A 17,972-nucleotide genomic window follows, 5' to 3' on the forward strand; every position below is an offset into this window, starting at 1 on the left:
GTTATGCTTGATGGAATTATGTTAGGTTTGTCGACCGTACTCGACTGGAACAACTTGTTATATGTGATTGTTGGCTGCTTTGTTGGCACGTTCATCGGTATGCTACCTGGCCTTGGGCCAATTACTGCGATTGCGTTGATGATCCCGATCACTTACAGCATCGGTGCTGATTCGGGCATGATTTTAATGGCAGGTGTTTACTACGGAGCTATATTCGGTGGCTCTACTTCTTCTATTTTGATTAATGCGCCGGGTGTAGCGGGTACGGTAGCGTCATCGTTTGATGGTTACCCGCTAGCAAAGCAGGGTAAGGCAGGTAAAGCCCTTGCGATTGCAGCTTATTCATCTTTTATAGGCGGGACGATTGGCGCCATTTTACTGATGGTGGCGGCGCCATTATTAGCGAAAGTGTCATTAAGTTTCCAATCGCCTGATTATGTTGTACTGATGTTTTTAGGCTTAACGGCCATTGCTGCATTCTCTAATAAAGGGCAATTTTTAAAAGCCATGATGATGACGGTATTTGGTTTAATGCTGGCAACGGTTGGTATTGATCCCTCTTCAGGTACCGAGCGCTTTACCTTTGGCCAAGCCGATTTATTAGATGGGATTAGCTTTTTATTAGTGGCAATGGCAACGTTTGCGTTGGCTGAGGCACTGATTAATGTGGCGCGCCCAGAAGCTGAGCCAGATAAAAAACTGGACGATCCTGATACGCCAAAAATTGGTTCAACAAAACTGACTAAAGAAGAAGTCAAAGACATGGCTCCAGTGGTTGGCCGCTCATCTTTACTTGGTTTTATTGTCGGTGTTTTACCGGGTGCAGGGGCAACGATTGCCAGCTTTATGGCCTATGCTACTGAGCGTAATCTTGCTCCAAAAGGACTGAAAGATAAATTTGGTAAGGGTTCAATGCGTGGCTTAGCTGCACCTGAGTCGGCTAATAATGCAGCCTGTACTGGCTCATTTGTACCATTGCTGACTTTAGGTATTCCGGGCTCTGGTACGACAGCGATTATGTTAGGTGCATTAATTGCCTACGGTATTCAGCCGGGTCCTATGTTAATGCAAGAAAACCCAAGCGTGTTTTGGGCAGTTATTGTCAGTATGTACTTTGGCAATATTGTACTGCTTATTTTGAATCTGCCGCTGATCCCGTATTTCGCTAAAGTGCTGGCAATGCCTAAATCTGTGCTGACAGTGATGATTTTATTCTTCAGCTTAATTGGCGTGTATTTAGTGTCATTTAACACCTTTGATTTATTTATGATGGTGGGCTTTGCGCTGGTGGCCTTGGTACTTCGATTGTTAGCGTTCCCGATGGCGCCTTTATTACTTGGCTTTATCCTCGGTGATATGATTGAGCGAAATTTCCGCCGTGCCATGATGATTTCAGATGGCTCGCTGAGCTTTTTATGGGACCGCCCATTAACACTGAGTATTTTTGTGATTTCGATCTTAGTGTTGTTGTTCCCACTGAAAGACTATATTGTCCAACGTCGTAAAGACAAAGCAGCTACGCAAGCAGAGCAACATGCGTAGAACAAGGCACTGATATGAGATACACCAATAAGCTAAACCCATTTCAGCATATGGTTAAAAAACCAAAGCGCTTAGAAACGCGACTCATCATTTGGGTTACCGGTCTATGTGTTTTGCAAGCTGTGTTGTTTGGCGCTTTGGTGTATCAGATCACTGCAGAAAGCTTACATAACCACATGGGTGATAAAGCCCTTGCGCTCGCAACCAGCATTGCCTCACGGGATGACGTACAATATGCATTGCAAACCAAGCAAGGACTTGATGAGTTAAATACGCAAATAGAGCATATTCGTGAACTCACTGCAGCTAGCTTTATCGTTATTGGCGATAGAAATACTCGCCGCATTGTTCACCCCGACTCTGACAAGCTCGGTAAGCCGATGGTGGGTGGTGATAGTAAAGCGGCGCTACGTGGTGAGCGGTATGTATCGATTGCAAAAGGGAGTTTGGGCGAATCTATCCGTGGCAAAGTCCCCGTGCTTTCAGAGCAGGGCGAAGTTATCGGCTTGGTTTCGGTTGGCTTTTTAGTGCAATCAATTGAGCCGCTCATTCGTGCTCGCAGTGCTGAAATTATGCTTTGGGGCTTGTTGTTAGTTGGTTTAAGTATTTTGGCTGCGGTGTATATCGGTCAACGGGTACGTAATGCTATTTTTGGTTTACAGCCTGACGAAATAGCACGGTTGTTCTCTGAGCAAGATGCTATTTTGAATACCGTTCGTAGCGGCATTATCGCCCTCGACCCTGAGGGTAACGTGCGTAACTTAAACCAGCGTGCTTGCGAAATCCTTGGTAAACCGATCAGCTGTATCCATCAACCACTTAAACTTGAAGATTTACTTCCTGAACATGCTGAATTTTTAATGCATAACCAACAGCGTCCGATTGTTGGTTTTGAATTATTTGCCGCCGATAAACGCATTGTATTGTCGCGGTATGCATTGCAGGTGCAAGGTCAGGCTGATGGTATTTTGCTGAGTATGCGCCCTGCGGATGAGCTTGAATATTTATCGCAACAATTAACTAAAGTACAAGCTTTTGCTGAGCTATTGCGGGTGCAAACCCATGATTACTCAAACAAGCTAAACTTAATTGGTGCGTTAATTCAAATGGGGCAAACGGATCAGGCAATTGAGTTAATTGGCCAAGAAAGTAAAGGCTCGCAAGCGCAGATCCATCATTTACTCGAAAGGATCCAAGATCCGGTACTAGCAGGTTTATTGGTTGGTAAATATCACAAAGCCCGTGAACTTAATGTAATCCTTGAGCTTAATCCAGACAGCTTACTAGGATCGATCACCCGTAAAGATATGCTAGAACGGGTTGTTTCGATACTTGGCAACTTGATTGATAACGCAATTGAAGCTGCCATTCGAGCTAGCGATACACGTACCCCTAAGGTTCGTGTTACGGTTGATGAAACCAGTAAAACATTATTGTTTGATGTTGAAGACAGCGGTTTTGGTTTAGGCGATGACAAGGATGTGGTATTTACACCACAATACAGCTCTAAGTCAGGGGCTGAGCATGGTATCGGCCTTTATTTGGTTAAAACCAATTTAGATTCGTGTCGTGGTAGTTTAGAAATAGGTGAGTCTGATCTGATGGGGGCACGTTTAAGTGTCTACATTCCAAAATAATAAAAACGATCAGCCTATAAATAAAAGGTAAAGAACATGACTTACTCGGTTGTCATTGTTGAAGACGAAGTAGAAGTAGCCCAGTTGTTGGCGCAATACTTATTACTTCCACATGGCGTTGCTGGCCAACAAGGGGCACGGCAAACACTGCGTCAGGGGCAATATCAGGTTGTAGGTATTGCTGGCAATCTTGCCACCGCGAAAGCGCTGTTATCGGCGATTAATGCTGATTTAATTTTGCTGGATATTCATTTACCCGATGGTAATGGCCTTGATTTACTCAATGAATTACGCCGCGAAGAAATGAAAAGCGAAGTAATGCTGTTAACCGCAGCAAAAGAAGTCGAAACACTGGAAAAAGCGATGCAGCTTGGTGCCTGTGATTTCTTAGTGAAACCGTTAATGCTCAATCGGTTGGATCAAGCGCTGGCGCGATTCGAAGCAAGGCAGCAATGCTTGTCAGATGCCGATGAAGTGACCCAATCAATGGTTGATACCTTATTTGGATCGCAAGAGCAGTTAAAAGCGCCGGTCAGGTTGCCAAAAGGGGTGGATCAACTGACTTTGCAAAAGATCTTAAAAGCGTTTAAAGCAAATTTAGGTGCAAATTTTACAGCTCAGCAAATGGGCGATTTGGTGGGGGTAAGTCGTTCAACAGCCCGTCGTTACCTTGAATATCTGCTTGAAGCAGAGCAAGTCAGTGCGGATCAAAGCTACGGAAGTATCGGCCGACCTGAACGCTGTTACAAAATGACAAGCAGCTAATCGCATCATTTATCGGGTAAATTACCGTTAAATTAACGATTTTAGTCACATAAATTCATTAATCGGCACCATAAAAAGTGCCGCTTATCCTTAGCATAGAAAAATTTTATAAAATTGATTGCATTTTAAGCGACTTCGATGGTGATGTTCGCTTTAAGTAATGCTATACTCCCGCCGAATAATTTTTCGACTTTATTAAGAGTAAAATAATGGCAGATTTATCGAAGTACAGAAATATTGGTATTTTCGCCCACGTTGACGCGGGTAAAACTACCACCACTGAGCGTATCCTTAAGCTTACGGGTAAAATTCATAAGACTGGTGAGGTACACGACGGTGAGTCTACTACTGACTTCATGGAACAAGAAGCTGAGCGCGGTATTACAATCCAATCAGCAGCTGTAACTTGTGAGTGGAAAGGCCACCGCTTAAACGTTATCGATACTCCGGGACACGTTGACTTCACAGTAGAAGTATACCGTTCACTTAAAGTACTAGACGGTGGTATCGGTGTATTCTGTGGTTCTGGTGGTGTTGAGCCACAATCAGAAACTAACTGGCGTTACGCTAACGAATCAGAAGTTGCACGTGTAATCTTCGTAAACAAACTAGACCGTATGGGTGCTGACTTCTACCGCGTAGTTGGTCAAGTTGAAAAAGTACTTGGTGCTAACCCACTAGTTATGACTCTACCAATCGGTATCGAAGATCAATTCTGTGGTGTTGTAGACGTACTTGAGAAAAAAGCATACGTTTGGGATGAGACTGGTCTTCCTGAAAACTACACAGTACAAGACGTTCCAGCTGACATGGTTGACAAAGTTGAAGAATACCATGAGATGCTAGTTGAGTCTGCTGTTGAGCAAGACGACGACCTAATGGAAGCGTACATGGAAGGTGAAGTTCCTTCACTAGAGCAAATCAAAGCGTGTATCCGTAAAGGTACTCGTGACCTTGCTTTCTTCCCAACTTTCTGTGGTTCTGCATTCAAAAACAAAGGTATGCAATTAGTACTAGACGCGGTTGTAGATTACCTACCTGCGCCTACAGAAGTTGATCCACAACCTCTAACTGATCCTGAAACAGGTGAAGCGACTGGTGAAGTTGCAACTGTTGATGCAGATGCGCCACTTAAAGCGTTAGCGTTCAAAATCATGGACGACCGTTTCGGTGCACTTACGTTCATCCGTATCTACTCAGGTCGTATGAAGAAAGGTGACACAGTACTTAACTCTGCAACTGGTAAAACAGAGCGTATCGGCCGTATGGTTGAGATGCAAGCTAACGACCGTAACGAGATCTCTGAAGCGCAAGCGGGTGACATTATCGCTGTTGTTGGTATGAAGAACGTTCAAACTGGTCACACTCTATGTGATCCTAAGCACGAATGTACACTTGAAGCGATGATCTTCCCTGATCCAGTTATCTCAATCGCTGTTGCTCCTAAAGACAAAGGCGGTAACGAGAAGATGGGTATCGCGATCGGTAAGATGGTTGCAGAAGATCCTTCATTCCAAGTTGAAACTGACGAAGATTCAGGCGAAACCATCCTTAAAGGTATGGGTGAGCTACACTTAGATATCAAAGTAGATATCCTTAAGCGTACTTACGGCGTAGACCTAATCGTTGGTCAACCTCAGGTTGCTTACCGTGAAACTATCACGAAAGAAATCGAAGATAGCTACACGCACAAGAAACAATCTGGTGGTTCTGGTCAATTCGGTAAGATCGATTACCGCATCAAGCCAGGTGAGCCTAACTCAGGTTTCACATTCACGTCTTCAGTTGTTGGTGGTAACGTTCCTAAGGAATTCTGGCCTGCAGTTGAGAAAGGCTTCGCATCAATGATGCAAGAAGGTGTTCTAGCTGGCTTCCCAGTGTTAGACGTTGAAGTTGAATTAGTTGACGGTGCATTCCACGCAGTTGACTCATCAGCAATCGCGTTCGAAATCGCTGCTAAAGGCGCTTTCCGTCAGTCTATCCCTAAAGCGGGCGCACAACTTCTTGAGCCAATCATGAAAGTTGACGTGTTCACTCCAGAAGACAACGTGGGTGACGTAATCGGTGACCTTAACCGTCGTCGTGGTATGATCAAAGACCAAGAAGCAGGCGCAATGGGCGTTCGCATCAAGGGTGAAGTACCACTTTCAGAAATGTTCGGTTACATCGGTCACTTACGTACTATCACGTCTGGTCGTGGTCAGTTCTCTATGGAGTTCTCACACTACGCACCATGTCCACAGAACGTAGCTGAAACTGTAATCGCTGCAGAAAAAGAGAAAAAAGCTGCTAAGTAATTAGCCTTTTAACTTCTTTAAAAAAACCCGCACTTGTTGCGGGTTTTTTATTATCTAAATTTCATGCTAAGTATTTTCGGTTACAAATTAATCATTTCATATCTTTATAAATTAACCTGCCATTCAGCCTTTTATTATTAATGTACCTAAAGCAATCTCACACTTTTGTTGTTGTTGAAGAGTGGTGTGTAATGCATTGGTATTGCTGAGTGAAAATTGTACGATTTTAATACAAAATTCATTTTAAGAAAAAGTACATTACTATTAATTAGTTGTGTATTAATTCTTTTGTTCTAGTAAAAAAGTGCTTTTTTGTACCTTGTGTACCTTTTTTACCCTGTGTAGAATCGCAGATTAAATGATTTTTAATCATTTTGTATTAAACGTCTGCTTATTAAATATTACAACTAAAGAAACATTTTCATGAAAACGATTAAGTTAAGTCCCAATTGGACTCTACAGGGAAGCAAGATAGCATTGGCTATTCTTGTTGCATTAAGCGTTACTTTGCTGGGCGCTCCGCTCTTGATGTTGATGCTGCCAGCCCTTTTATTTATTACCGTATTAAACTTCTTACAAGTACGCTTTTTACACTGCTATAAAGCGGGTATTTGTTATTCGCGCGGATTTGGTAAGCGTTATATCAATGCTGAAGACATCCTGGCTGTTGAGTTTAACCAAGTGGCATTCATCACCGTATTTAAAATCAACTTGCAGAATGGCAAGTCATATCAGTTTATGAACTGGCAGGTAGATGAGCAGCAACAGAGTGACATTGCTAAGCTCTATAAGTCAAAAGCAGGTTGTGCCATAAAGCCTAATCTGCAATGTAAAGCCTAATACTAGCAAGCCTCAATAATGCTAAATTATGTGAACAGAAATAAAAAAGGCCGCGAAAGCGGCCTTATTTATATACAGCGTCGTTTATTTTTTCATACGACGACGTAGTGCAAATGGTAAAGCAAGTAAGCTTAACCAAGCAAATGAACCAGAATCATCATCTTTTGACTCTTCTTCTGTTTCATCTTCTTCAACTTCTTCAGTTACATCATCAGCTTCATCGTTAGTGATGTTGATGTATAGCAGTTGTGCTTCTGATAAGTTGCCTGCGCTATCTTCTGCACGGATCATCAGCGTAAGCTTGTCTTCTTCTTCAAAGTCGAGTGCTTTAGCTACTGTGATTTCACCTGCTGCACTGATTGCAATAACATCAGCATGCTCACCTTCAATGCTAAAGCTTACTACTGGCGTGTAATCAGCGTCGCCATCAGAGAATACAAGTTGACCAATCACTGCGCCAATTTCACTGTTTTCTACGATTTCGAATGATTGACTTGCTTCAATTACTGGCGCTTGCTCTGCAGGAATAGGCTCTGCAGATTGAATATCAACAATCACAGGGTCGTGATCAGATGCGCGGTATGCGTTGTCTGCATACAGGCTAGCTTGCTGTGTATCAGACTTAAACTCTAGGTTGTAATCTAAGCTGATTGGTTCGTCAGCATTGATGTGCCAATCTGTTGCAGCAACAACTTTTCCTAGCATAGATTCTGATACTAGTGCGTGGTCAAGGCTACCAATGCGACCAGAGAAGCTATAAGAGTAACCTTGTGTGTCGCCGTCTAGTTCAGCTACTGCACTTTTAAGACCTTTATCTGCAAATGCACGGATAGGATCTTCCATTGCATAAGAGTTCATATCACCCACTAGGATGATATCTTCATCTTCAACTTCAGTTGGGTAAGTTGCTAACCAATCTGCGTATGCATTTGCACCCGCAACACGGATTTCATTCCAACATGCTTGGCCATCGCCTAAGTCAGCATTGTTGCCTTCAGCGCTGCCACAGCCGCCTTTTGATTTTAAGTGTGCAACTGCAACTGTGAAGATTTCTTCGCTCTCAAGAGATTGGAAGCTTTGCGCAATAGGTGGACGATTGCTGTAATCAAAAGGTTCTACAGTTGTATGAGCTGCTTTACCCACTTCAGATACTTTATTTGAGCGATAAATAAGTGCTGTTGTAATTTCATCAGTACCAATCTTATCAACACCAAAATCAACAAATGCGTAGGTGTTTTCTGCATCTTCGTCATTCAGTGCTTTTACTAGGCTTGCAATGGCGCTATTTTCACCGAAACCATCGTTTTCGATTTCCATTAAGCCAATAACATCTGCATTGATAGCTGTAATTGCGCTGACAATTTTAGCTTGCTGACGGATAAACTCTTCTTCGCTGTCTGCACCACGGCTAGTTGGGAAGCCTGCACCTTGGCCGTCGCCATTAAAGTAGTTTAATACGTTAAAGCTCGCTACACGTAGATCAGCTTCTTCGTTAAGCTCTGGAGCATCTGTACGAGGGTTAGTTGCTGTGAATTCAGGCTTCACTGTTGGGTGAATGCGGTAACGGTCAAAGCTGTAACCCATTACACCAGTAATCGTATTTACAGTGTCGCCTAAACGTAATGTGTTATAGGCATCAAGCCCCGTTCCTGGGTAGGCAATTGGATCAAGGTTTTGTTTTGTTGAACCATCGTCGATTAAGATTTGTTTTTTAAGGTTTTCAGTTTCAATCGCATTCGCTGCATCACCTGGTAGTGCCACTTGAGTACCTTGGTATAAACGCTCAGTACCTAAGTCAACTTCACCATAGCGGCCAAGACCGTAGTTATTATTAACTACTAAAGGTTGCGCGATGGTTACTAACATACCTTCATAGGCTTCAAGGTCTGCAACGTCAGTAACTGGTAAAGTGATAGCGGTTGCATCTGTCGATAAGCCGGTTGCACAGATCTCAACTTGGCTAACATCGCCTAGTTGTGTTGCGCTGTAGTATTCTGCCACGCTACCTTTAATACGTACGTGGTCACCTACAGCAACATCAGTATCTGCGAAATAAACGAATACACCTTCAGAAGTAAGTGGGTTTGTATCAACATCAGCAGCAAGTGAGCTAATGAAGAAGCCTTTTAGTTGATCATCACCTTGGAAGTCAGCTGTAACAATACCTTCAACTTCAACTTCAGTGTTAATGAGCGGGCTGTCACCGCCTTCACCTTGAATTGCGCTAATTAACGTTTTTGTTGCGCCACACTCAAGCGGTGTCACTGGATCTGGTTCAGGTGTTGGCTCTGTGCTATCACCGTATAAACCAATATTGCTGAAATCGTCTTGGTCGAATTGTTCCCACTCATCGCTTGGGTTGAATGCTGATGTTGCATCTGTACGACCTGCAGTCACAGTTGCTTTACGGCGAAGCGTTTTATTTTGTGTAGAAACACCGCCTTCATCCCATGCTGAACCCGGATCAACACCAAGTTGACCAAAGCTATCAACGATTGCACCGTCTTTAGTTAGTACTAATGCGTCATCACCGTTGAAATAAGTGATAGTTGATTCGGTGTTGCCTTTTGCTTTTAGTTCATCTGCAGATCCTGCGTTAACAATAACGTAAGTTGCATTTGCAGCAAGTGTACCGGTTAGCGCTAAGGTGTTGTTTGGCGCAGCAAGGTCGCCATTACCATTTGAGTATAAAGAGATGGTGTAACCGTCAAGCGATAGATCAGCACCAGACGTGTTATAAAGCTCTACCGCTTTATTGTTAGAGCTTCCTTCAACGTATTCAGAGATGATTAGGTTGGCAGAAGCAGGCGCGCTCAAGCTTGCAATCACAAGCGCGAGCGGCGTTAATTTTGTATTTATCATTATTTTTCCCGTGTATGTATTATAAAAGTCCCAATATGGGACACAGTACTTTAAGAAAAATCTATGACAAATTAAATACAAAATGTTAATAAAATCGGAATAATTACCAATTTTTAGAACATTTGCTTTAGATTAGTTATTTTTTAACCAAATTGCTGCTTGTTTTGCAAAATATGTCAGGATGCCATCGGCGCCAGCACGCTTAAATGCCAATAATGACTCCATGATTATTGCTTCTTCTGCAAGCCAACCGTTATCAATGGCCGCTTTATGCATGGCATATTCACCGCTCACTTGGTATGCAAATGTTGGTACACCAAACTCATCTTTTACGCGACGTACAACATCTAAATATGGCATACCAGGTTTTACCATAACCATGTCTGCGCCTTCTTGCAGATCAAGGGCAACTTCACGAATAGCTTCATCTGAGTTGGCTGGATCCATTTGATAGGTCTTTTTATCGGCACCTTTTAAGTTACCTGCAGAGCCTACCGCATCACGGAATGGGCCATAGTAGCTTGAAGCGTATTTTGCAGAGTAAGCCATAATACGAGTGTGGATATGACCTTCGGCTTCAAGTGCTTCACGAATAGCACCAATGCGTCCATCCATCATGTCTGAAGGTGCAACTACATCAGCACCCGCTTCGGCATGCGACAGTGCTTGTTTTACTAAGATTTCAGTTGTGACATCATTAATCACATAGCCATCTTCATCAATGATACCGTCTTGACCATGCACGGTGAACGGGTCAAGTGCCACATCAGTGATCACACCAAGGGTTGGAAAAGCTTCTTTAAGTGCACGAACAGTGCGTTGTGCTAATGCATCTGGGTTATAGGCTTCTTCAGCCAGCAACGATTTTTTATCGCTCGGTGTTACTGGGAAAATCGCCACTGCTGGCACACCTAATTCAACGAGTTCTTTTGCTTCTTCAAGTAGTAAATCAATAGAAAGACGGTCAATGCCTGGCATAGACTCAATGGCTTCGCGGCGGTTTTTACCTTCTAACACAAATACAGGAAAAATAAGGTCATTAACGGTTAGTTGGTTTTCAGCCATTAGGCGACGAGAGAAGTCATCACGACGCATGCGGCGCATACGTGTATAAGGGAAAAGGTCGAGTCCTGATTGGGCCATGCTTTGTATACTCCTAGTCTGGTAGAGGATAACTCACTACGCGATTTCGACCCGTTTGCTTGGCATGATATAAGGCTTTGTCGGCATAGTCAGTGAATAAACTTGGGTTATTAATGTCTTCAGCAATTGCGCTGTAAACACCTGCACTCAAAGTAAATTTAATCGTTGTTCCGGCAACTATTATATCAGTATTTTCTGCGGCTTTGCGTATTTGTTCGGCAATTTCTAATGCACCTGCCAGTGGTGTATTTGGCAACAGCACCACAAACTCTTCGCCGCCATAGCGCGCCACTTCATCGAGCGGGCGTTTCAGGTGTTGTTTAATGACATCGGCGGCAGATTGAATGGTTTGATCACCGGTTAAATGACCATAGGTGTCATTAATTGCTTTGAAATGGTCAATATCTAACATGATGATGGCTAAAGGTGTTTGTTCACGTCGCGAGCGACGAATATCCATCAGGAGTTTTTTATCGAAGTAACGGCGGTTCTTGGTTTTTGTCAGCGCGTCTTCCATATTGAGTTGTTCAAGCTCACGGTTTTTCTCTTCAAGCTCGCGTAATGTCACTTGTAACTCAAAGGTACGCTCCTCGATATTCGCTTCAAGGTCTTGGCGCGCCTGTTCTTGCAGTTCAAGCCGCTCGCGCATTAAGGTATCTTTTGCTTTGCTTTCCGCTAATGCATTTTGTTGCGCTGCAACTTCGGCATCGCGCTGCATCAAAAATAGTTTTATAACGGCATAGCTTAAACTTAAGCTACAAACCAAAAAGCAAATGAAGGTGAGTGAAAGCACGCCGATATTTAAATTAAACGGGTTAAACACCCCAAGTGCACTGTAAATAATGGCGCAGAAAAATGCGAATAGGGCGATTAGAAAAGCGCTACAAGGTTGTTTGTATTCACGATTAAACTGTTTGATAGCAATGCCTGCAAAAATGATGAGCACCACAGGTAAACTTAACAAGCACAGTGTAATTGCAATATGAATTGGTAAGAACCACATTATTACGGTGACAAGCACCACGACCCAGGCTAACCAATACTGAAAACGATTTAAGCGAGATTTGGCAAAGCCGAATATATACCCTTGCAATGGCACAAATAACGCACCACAGATAAAGAATAGAGTCGGAATAGTCAACTGTTGAAAGGATGAGCCGCTCGGTTGCAGGTAGCGATAACCAAAGCCATAAAGATACGCTAACGACAGCCAAAGCAAGGTAAGTAATAACCCTGTGTAGGCGAAATAGCGGCGTCTAGAAAAACCATAAAGCACTAAGTTAGTGAGTGCCAGCGATAAAATAAAGCCGACTAATAAACCGTACAATAAGTTAAATTTACTTTTATGTTTTAGGTATTCTGAGGGTTTCCAAAGACTGAGAGGCACTCTTAAGCCGCCGTTGTTTTTAACTTTGAGATAAACCTCTGAATGGCTAGCTTTTGGAATGCTTAATGAAACTAACAGCGATTCATTTTTAATTTGTCGATTGGCTAATGGGACTGCATCACCTATTTTTGTGTTAAATAACACATGCCCACCTTGTAGATGAAAGACACTCACTTCATCGAGCAAAGGGTTATCTATCGATAATATCAGCGGTACATCATCTAAAGAGGTGTTTTTTATCGATAGCTTGAGCCACAGAGGCTTTAAAGTCATACCTAGGTTTAGGGTTTCACCTTTGCTTGCCTGCCAAACTACATTTGTATTGCTAAAGGCTTGTTGTTGAGTAATAGGATCAAGCGTGTACTCAACATGTAACGTATGTTGAGACTTAAATTGTGAGCTAACAACAACAGGGTTAGCGAGTAAGTAAGGAGTAAATAAAACAACGAAGAGTACGCCACATAGTGACCATAGGCGCTTCATCTTAACCCTTTATGGAAAATAATTGCTGAAAGTTTAGTGTAGTTTGTTTTGCCACTTCAGTAAATTCACAGCCTTTTAAATCAGCAATTTGCTGACATACATAAGGAAGGTTCTGAGGTTCGTTGCGACGAGACTTCGGTCTTGGTCGAATATTTCTTGGCATTAAAAAGGGCGCATCGGTCTCAATTAACAAGCGATTCAAAGGGATTGCTGGCACCAAGGCTTGCAGTTGCTCACCGCGGCGTTCATCGCATACCCAGCCAGTAACACCGATATAAAGCCCCATTGCGAGGTAGCTTTGCAGCGCTTTTTCATCCCCCGTAAAACAGTGCAATACACCTCGTACTTTGAAGTCACTCAAGATGGCCAACATGTCTTCACTAGCATCTCGTTCATGCAAGTACACTGGCATATTAAGCTGCTCAGCAAGCTGCAGTTGGCGTCTGAAAATACTGCGCTGTACATCACGAGGAGAAAAATCACGGTTGTAATCGAGGCCACATTCACCAATAGCAACTACTTCATGATTTTGGCTTAGTGCTGTTAAGTGTTCTTCAAGGTGGTCATCTGCGGTTTTTGCATCATGAGGGTGAACCCCCGCAGTGCAAAATTGCTTAAACTGTTTGGCGAGCTTAAGAGAGGCTTGGCTAGTTTGCAGATCGCAGCCAATAAGAAGCATCTGTGTTACATTTGCCTCAGCGGCACGTTGTAACACAGCTCCATGAATATCATCAAATTGATGATTGCTTAAGTTGACGCCAGCATCAACCAGCGAAATGCTCATTAGTTAGTACGCTTAACGCGAATCATACGATTTTGGCCTTCAATTTTTAGCAAGAAAGAATTGAAGATTCCACGTTCAATAATAACAGTGTCATTAACTTTTAGCTTAAGTCTATCAGAACCAACTTGACGCCATTGCTGGCCATTTTCAAGCTCGATAATAAGTTCTCCGTATGGCGCTTTTTCAACGCTTTTAACGATAGCGCTAATCTGGTCATCATTTACTTTCGCAACTTCTTTGTGCTCTAAACCAAAGTCTTCATTTTTTGTTTTTACAATTTGTGTGCTTGCTGCTGCCGTAACAGGTGCTGCTGCAACTGCAACTGGCGCTTCAGAGCTTGCCGCAGGTTGTTCAATTTGTTGTTTTGTAGCCGGTTTAGAAAGTGATTTACCCGCCATGACGTTGTCGTAACAAAGTAAACGGTTAAAATCATTTTCAACAAAAGTACAGGCTTGTAGTGCTTGTAAGTTAACTTCGTTTGCTTGCGCAGTGCCAGTAATCGTTAACAGTGCAACGAATGGAATGAGTTGTTTTTTCATTTATTCCTCTGATTCCTGTTGAGGTTTGGCGGTATAAAATGCAGCCAAAATTAAGCCTAATTCAAATAATAACAGCATGGGTAATGCTAGTAATGTTTGTGACAGTACATCAGGAGGTGTTAAGAACATGGCAACCACGAATACACCTACCACGATATAAGGTCGTTTTTCTTTTAAACTTTTCGTTGTTGTTGCGCCACTCCAGCATAACAGCATGATGGCAACAGGTATTTCAAACGCAATACCAAAAGCAAAAAACAGTTTTAAAGCAAAACTTAAGTAGCTACTAATATCTGGTGCTAATGTCATCATATCAGGGCCAGTGTTGGTGAAAAACCCTAAAATAATCGGTAACACCACAAAGTAGCAAAATGCGATACCACTATAAAATAGCAAGATACTAGAGGCCAAAATAGGCATCAGCATACGCTTTTCATGTTGATACAAGCCAGGTGCAATAAAGCTCCAAACTTGATGCAGTATCATAGGAATAGCAGCAAATAACGCCACAAATAAGGTGAGTTTAAACGGCGCAAAAAAGGGTGCTGTGACATCCGTTGCGATCATGGTGGCTGTGCTAGGCAAGTTTGCAATAAGTGGAGCTGCAACAAAGCTATAAATATCGTTGGCAAAATACACCAAGCTGATAAATATTAGCAAAATGCTTAACAAAGCTTTCATGAGTCTGTTTCGTAACTCAATTAAGTGGCCAACAAAGCCTGTGTGAGCTTGCTCGGTCATAATTTACTATTCATCATCGTTGTTATTGACCACAAAAGCAGAGTTTAAATTCACTTTTTTTCGTCATTATTATTAATTTCTGCTTTTTCAGGCGTGTCTTTCTTGTAACTGTGGGTGACTGACTGAGCAGCCTTATGAAGTTCGTTTACAGAGTCTTGCAACTCAGGCGAGAGTTCTTGCAAGTTTTGTTGCTCTGCTTTTTTTAAATTTTCATGAAGCTCATGGATACGGAGTTCTTCGTTCACTTCAGCTTTCACTGAGTTGGCGACTGACTTTAATGTTTTTACCCAGCGGCTCACTGTGCGAATTGCCACAGGCAAGCGCTCCGGGCCTAATACAATCAGACCCACGATCAGTACGACAACAAGTTCCCACATCCCCATGTTGATTAAGCCTTATGGTCGTCTTTGCTTTTCTCTACGGTTTCTTTGCTTTGCGTGTTAGAAGCTTGTTCTATTTGCTCGCTTTTAGCGCTAGTTTGGTCATCGTCAGACACGGCTTTTTTAAAGCCTTTTACCGCGCTACCTAAATCACCGCCGATGCCACGAAGTTTTTTTGTGCCAAATAACAAAACGATGATTGCCAAAATAATGATTAATTGCCAAATACTGATACCACCAAAACCCATGGGTTACTCCGTTTTTTATCAAATTTATTGAATAGACTTGTCTCGATTATACTCACCAAAACATAAATAGCACTTAGTTTATGCGCTGCGCCATGCTGCGATAAAGCCCACGACAGCAAAGCCTGCCGTAATTGCACTGGCGACTAAGTCATGCTGTAAATAACATAAGCCTGAAACAATCAAACAGCTACCAGCAAAGATGCTAAGTAACAAAGGTTTAGCTGATTGCGGCGCTGGCAATTGTACAGGTTGTTGCTGACGTTTTAAGTTTTGATAAATTAAATCAGGTAATTCAGGCATTTTTTCTGCCCAAAATGGCAAGTTCGCATACATTTTTTTCATTACTGCAAGCGGACCAACTTGTTCTTTGACCCAATCTTCTAGAAAAGGTTTAGCGGTTTTCCATAAATCAAGCTGCGGATACAGTTGTCTGCCAAGGCCTTCAACATACAACAGCGTCTTTTGCAGTAACACTAATTGCGGTTGAACTTGCATATTAAAGCGACGAGCCGTATTAAACAGGTTTACTAACACATGGCCAAACGAGATTTCGGCAAGCGGTTTATTGAAAATGGGTTCGCACACAGTACGAATCGCAAACTCAAACTCTTCAATACTGGTATCGGCTGGCACCCAGCCAGAATCTACGTGTAGTTGTGCGACTTGGCGGTAATCACGGTTGAAGAAGGCAATAAAGTTCTCTGCTAAATAGCGTTTGTCTTCACGATTAAGGGTGCCGACAATGCCGCAATCGATGCCGATGTATTTTGGATTATGCGGGTTTTCGCGAGACACGAAGATATTACCCGGGTGCATATCTGCATGGAAAAAACTATCACGGAAAACTTGTGTGAAAAACACTTCGACCCCGCGTTCAGCCAGCAGCTGCATATTGGTATTTTGTGCCAGCAATGCGTCGGTATCAGATACTGGAATACCGTAAATACGCTCCATTACTAATACATTACTGCGGCTATAATCACTGTAAACAAAAGGAATGTAGAGAGAGTCTGAATCTTCAAAGTTACGGCGTAGCTGAATCGCATTCGCCCCTTCACGCATTAAGTCGAGCTCATCCAGCAAGGTTTTTTTGTACTCGTTTACTACCTCAATTGGGCGTAAACGTTTTGCTTCTTTTAACAACTTAGCCACTAAGCGTGCGACTTTTTGCATTAGCATTAAGTCGGCATCAATTTGCTCTTTAATGTTAGGGCGAATGACTTTAATCACCACATCTTGAGGTGTGCCATGTTCATCAATTAAGGTTGCCGTGTGAACTTGTGCAATCGATGCTGATGCCAAAGGTGTTTGCGAAAAATCACTAAACAACTCACTGATATCATTAATGCCAAGCGCTTTTTCAATAAGCTGCTGAGCAAGTTCACCTTCAAAAGGCTCAACCTGATCTTGCAATAAGGCAAGTTCTAATGCGACATCATGCGGCAGTAAATCACGGCGTGTCGATAGCATTTGGCCAAACTTGATCCACACCGGGCCAAGCTCTTGCAAAGCAAGTCGCAAGCGCATACCTGCAGGTTTATCTTTATGTTGATTACGTAACCAAAATAAGCTGCCACGGGCAAGCTTTGCAAACCAAGGCACTCGCTTACGTGGAATTAATTCGTCTAAGCCATAGCTCAGGAGTGTTTTAGTGATGTAATAAAGGCGAGCAGACGACACACAAGTTCCTTAGCGCATTAGCGAGACTGTAACAGCGCGTTAATTCGCATCTCTAACTGAGATACTTGGCTTTTTAATTGGCGATTTTGCTGTTTAAATTCAGCAAGTTCTAGTGGGTGAATAGTCACTGATAGCTCATCTTGGCAAAGTGTTGTTAGGGTATTTTCTAACTTACTTTTTGTTTGTGAACCACGACGTTTTAGAGCTTGGAAAGAAAGCCATAACTGCTGGGCTGGCGCATCACCAATATAACGCGAAAAATGTTCAGGCCAATCAATATCAAGCTCTGCAAACGCATTGCTAAAACCTTGCGCAAGATTTAAATCGCCTTGTAGGTCAAGCTTATCTTGGCGAATGAGTTGCGTCAGCATTGATGGATCTTTAAGGGCCAACAAGGTGTTAATATCGGCGCTGATCATGCAGTCAAACCTGCGCTCTTGCGTGCTGTATAAGTGAATTTGCTCGTCGCTGTAAACGCACAAAATGGATTGTTGCCAATCACGAACTTCAATCAGCAGCTGTTTATCAGCAATTGCTGCAAGCTTGCCCTTTAACTGGGGGTCTAGCGGCAGCAATTGATTAATGATTCGTTCGACGAGTGATAACAGAGCGTTTGCTAACATCGCGTTACCTACTTACTTTAC

Annotated in this window: 15 protein-coding genes; 5 read left to right on the forward strand and 10 right to left on the reverse strand. The window is 42.7% G+C overall.

Annotation, left to right across the window (positions count from 1 at the left end; genetic code table 11):
* The first annotated feature begins 3 nt into the window (after window positions 1–3).
* The 5 genes from C2M25_RS09815 to C2M25_RS09835 all read left to right on the forward strand — a co-directional run bounded on the left by C2M25_RS09815 (window position 4) and on the right by C2M25_RS09835 (window position 7,081).
* Window positions 4–1,542: a tripartite tricarboxylate transporter permease gene (locus C2M25_RS09815; RefSeq protein WP_105181019.1), complete on the forward strand. Its 1,539-nt coding sequence runs from the start codon at window positions 4–6 to the stop codon at window positions 1,540–1,542.
* 14 nt (window positions 1,543–1,556) lie between these two features.
* On the forward strand, window positions 1,557–3,179 hold the full coding sequence (locus C2M25_RS09820; RefSeq protein WP_063700966.1) for an ATP-binding protein: 1,623 nt from the start codon (window positions 1,557–1,559) through the stop codon (window positions 3,177–3,179).
* 36 nt (window positions 3,180–3,215) lie between these two features.
* Complete coding sequence (locus tag C2M25_RS09825; protein ID WP_063700968.1) at window positions 3,216–3,944, forward strand: response regulator; 729 nt, start codon at window positions 3,216–3,218, stop codon at window positions 3,942–3,944.
* Window positions 3,945–4,153: 209 nt separating this feature from the next.
* A complete protein-coding gene (gene fusA, locus C2M25_RS09830) occupies window positions 4,154–6,241 on the forward strand; it encodes an elongation factor G (RefSeq protein ID WP_063700970.1) in 2,088 nt (695 codons plus the stop codon).
* A gap of 423 nt (window positions 6,242–6,664) precedes the next feature.
* Entirely contained in the window at window positions 6,665–7,081 is a 417-nt protein-coding gene (locus C2M25_RS09835) for a hypothetical protein (RefSeq protein ID WP_158679699.1), read from the forward strand.
* 84 nt (window positions 7,082–7,165) lie between these two features.
* Here the strand turns inward: C2M25_RS09835 and C2M25_RS09840 are convergent, their stop codons facing one another.
* The 10 genes from C2M25_RS09840 to C2M25_RS09885 form a co-directional block, all read right to left on the reverse strand.
* Complete coding sequence (locus C2M25_RS09840; RefSeq protein WP_105181021.1) at window positions 7,166–9,943, reverse strand: ExeM/NucH family extracellular endonuclease; 2,778 nt, start codon at window positions 9,941–9,943, stop codon at window positions 7,166–7,168.
* 132 nt (window positions 9,944–10,075) lie between these two features.
* Window positions 10,076–11,086, reverse strand: coding sequence for a porphobilinogen synthase (gene hemB, locus C2M25_RS09845; RefSeq protein ID WP_063700976.1), 1,011 nt, complete (start codon window positions 11,084–11,086; stop codon window positions 10,076–10,078).
* A gap of 13 nt (window positions 11,087–11,099) precedes the next feature.
* Entirely contained in the window at window positions 11,100–12,956 is a 1,857-nt protein-coding gene (locus tag C2M25_RS09850) for a sensor domain-containing diguanylate cyclase (RefSeq protein WP_105181022.1), read from the reverse strand.
* 1 nt (window position 12,957) lies between these two features.
* The gene (locus C2M25_RS09855) at window positions 12,958–13,740 is read right to left on the reverse strand and encodes a TatD family hydrolase (protein ID WP_105181023.1); all 783 of its coding nucleotides are present in this window, start codon (window positions 13,738–13,740) and stop codon (window positions 12,958–12,960) included.
* Entirely contained in the window at window positions 13,740–14,279 is a 540-nt protein-coding gene (locus C2M25_RS09860) for a hypothetical protein (protein WP_105181024.1), read from the reverse strand. Before C2M25_RS09860 ends, C2M25_RS09855 begins: the two co-directional genes overlap by 1 nt.
* On the reverse strand, window positions 14,280–15,020 hold the full coding sequence (gene tatC, locus C2M25_RS09865) for a twin-arginine translocase subunit TatC (protein ID WP_063700986.1): 741 nt from the start codon (window positions 15,018–15,020) through the stop codon (window positions 14,280–14,282). It lies immediately after the preceding gene.
* Window positions 15,021–15,070: 50 nt separating this feature from the next.
* A complete protein-coding gene (gene tatB / locus C2M25_RS09870; RefSeq protein WP_105181025.1) occupies window positions 15,071–15,403 on the reverse strand; it encodes a Sec-independent protein translocase protein TatB in 333 nt (110 codons plus the stop codon).
* Between the two features lie 5 nt (window positions 15,404–15,408).
* Window positions 15,409–15,648, reverse strand: coding sequence for a Sec-independent protein translocase subunit TatA (gene tatA, locus C2M25_RS09875; RefSeq protein ID WP_063700991.1), 240 nt, complete (start codon window positions 15,646–15,648; stop codon window positions 15,409–15,411).
* A gap of 78 nt (window positions 15,649–15,726) precedes the next feature.
* Complete coding sequence (gene ubiB / locus C2M25_RS09880; protein ID WP_105173903.1) at window positions 15,727–17,328, reverse strand: ubiquinone biosynthesis regulatory protein kinase UbiB; 1,602 nt, start codon at window positions 17,326–17,328, stop codon at window positions 15,727–15,729.
* 17 nt (window positions 17,329–17,345) lie between these two features.
* Complete coding sequence (locus tag C2M25_RS09885; protein ID WP_105173904.1) at window positions 17,346–17,951, reverse strand: ubiquinone biosynthesis accessory factor UbiJ; 606 nt, start codon at window positions 17,949–17,951, stop codon at window positions 17,346–17,348.
* Window positions 17,952–17,972 lie beyond the last annotated feature (21 nt).

The organism is Pseudoalteromonas sp. T1lg21 (assembly GCF_002964625.1).
Lineage (GTDB): Bacteria > Pseudomonadota > Gammaproteobacteria > Enterobacterales > Alteromonadaceae > Pseudoalteromonas > Pseudoalteromonas gelatinilytica.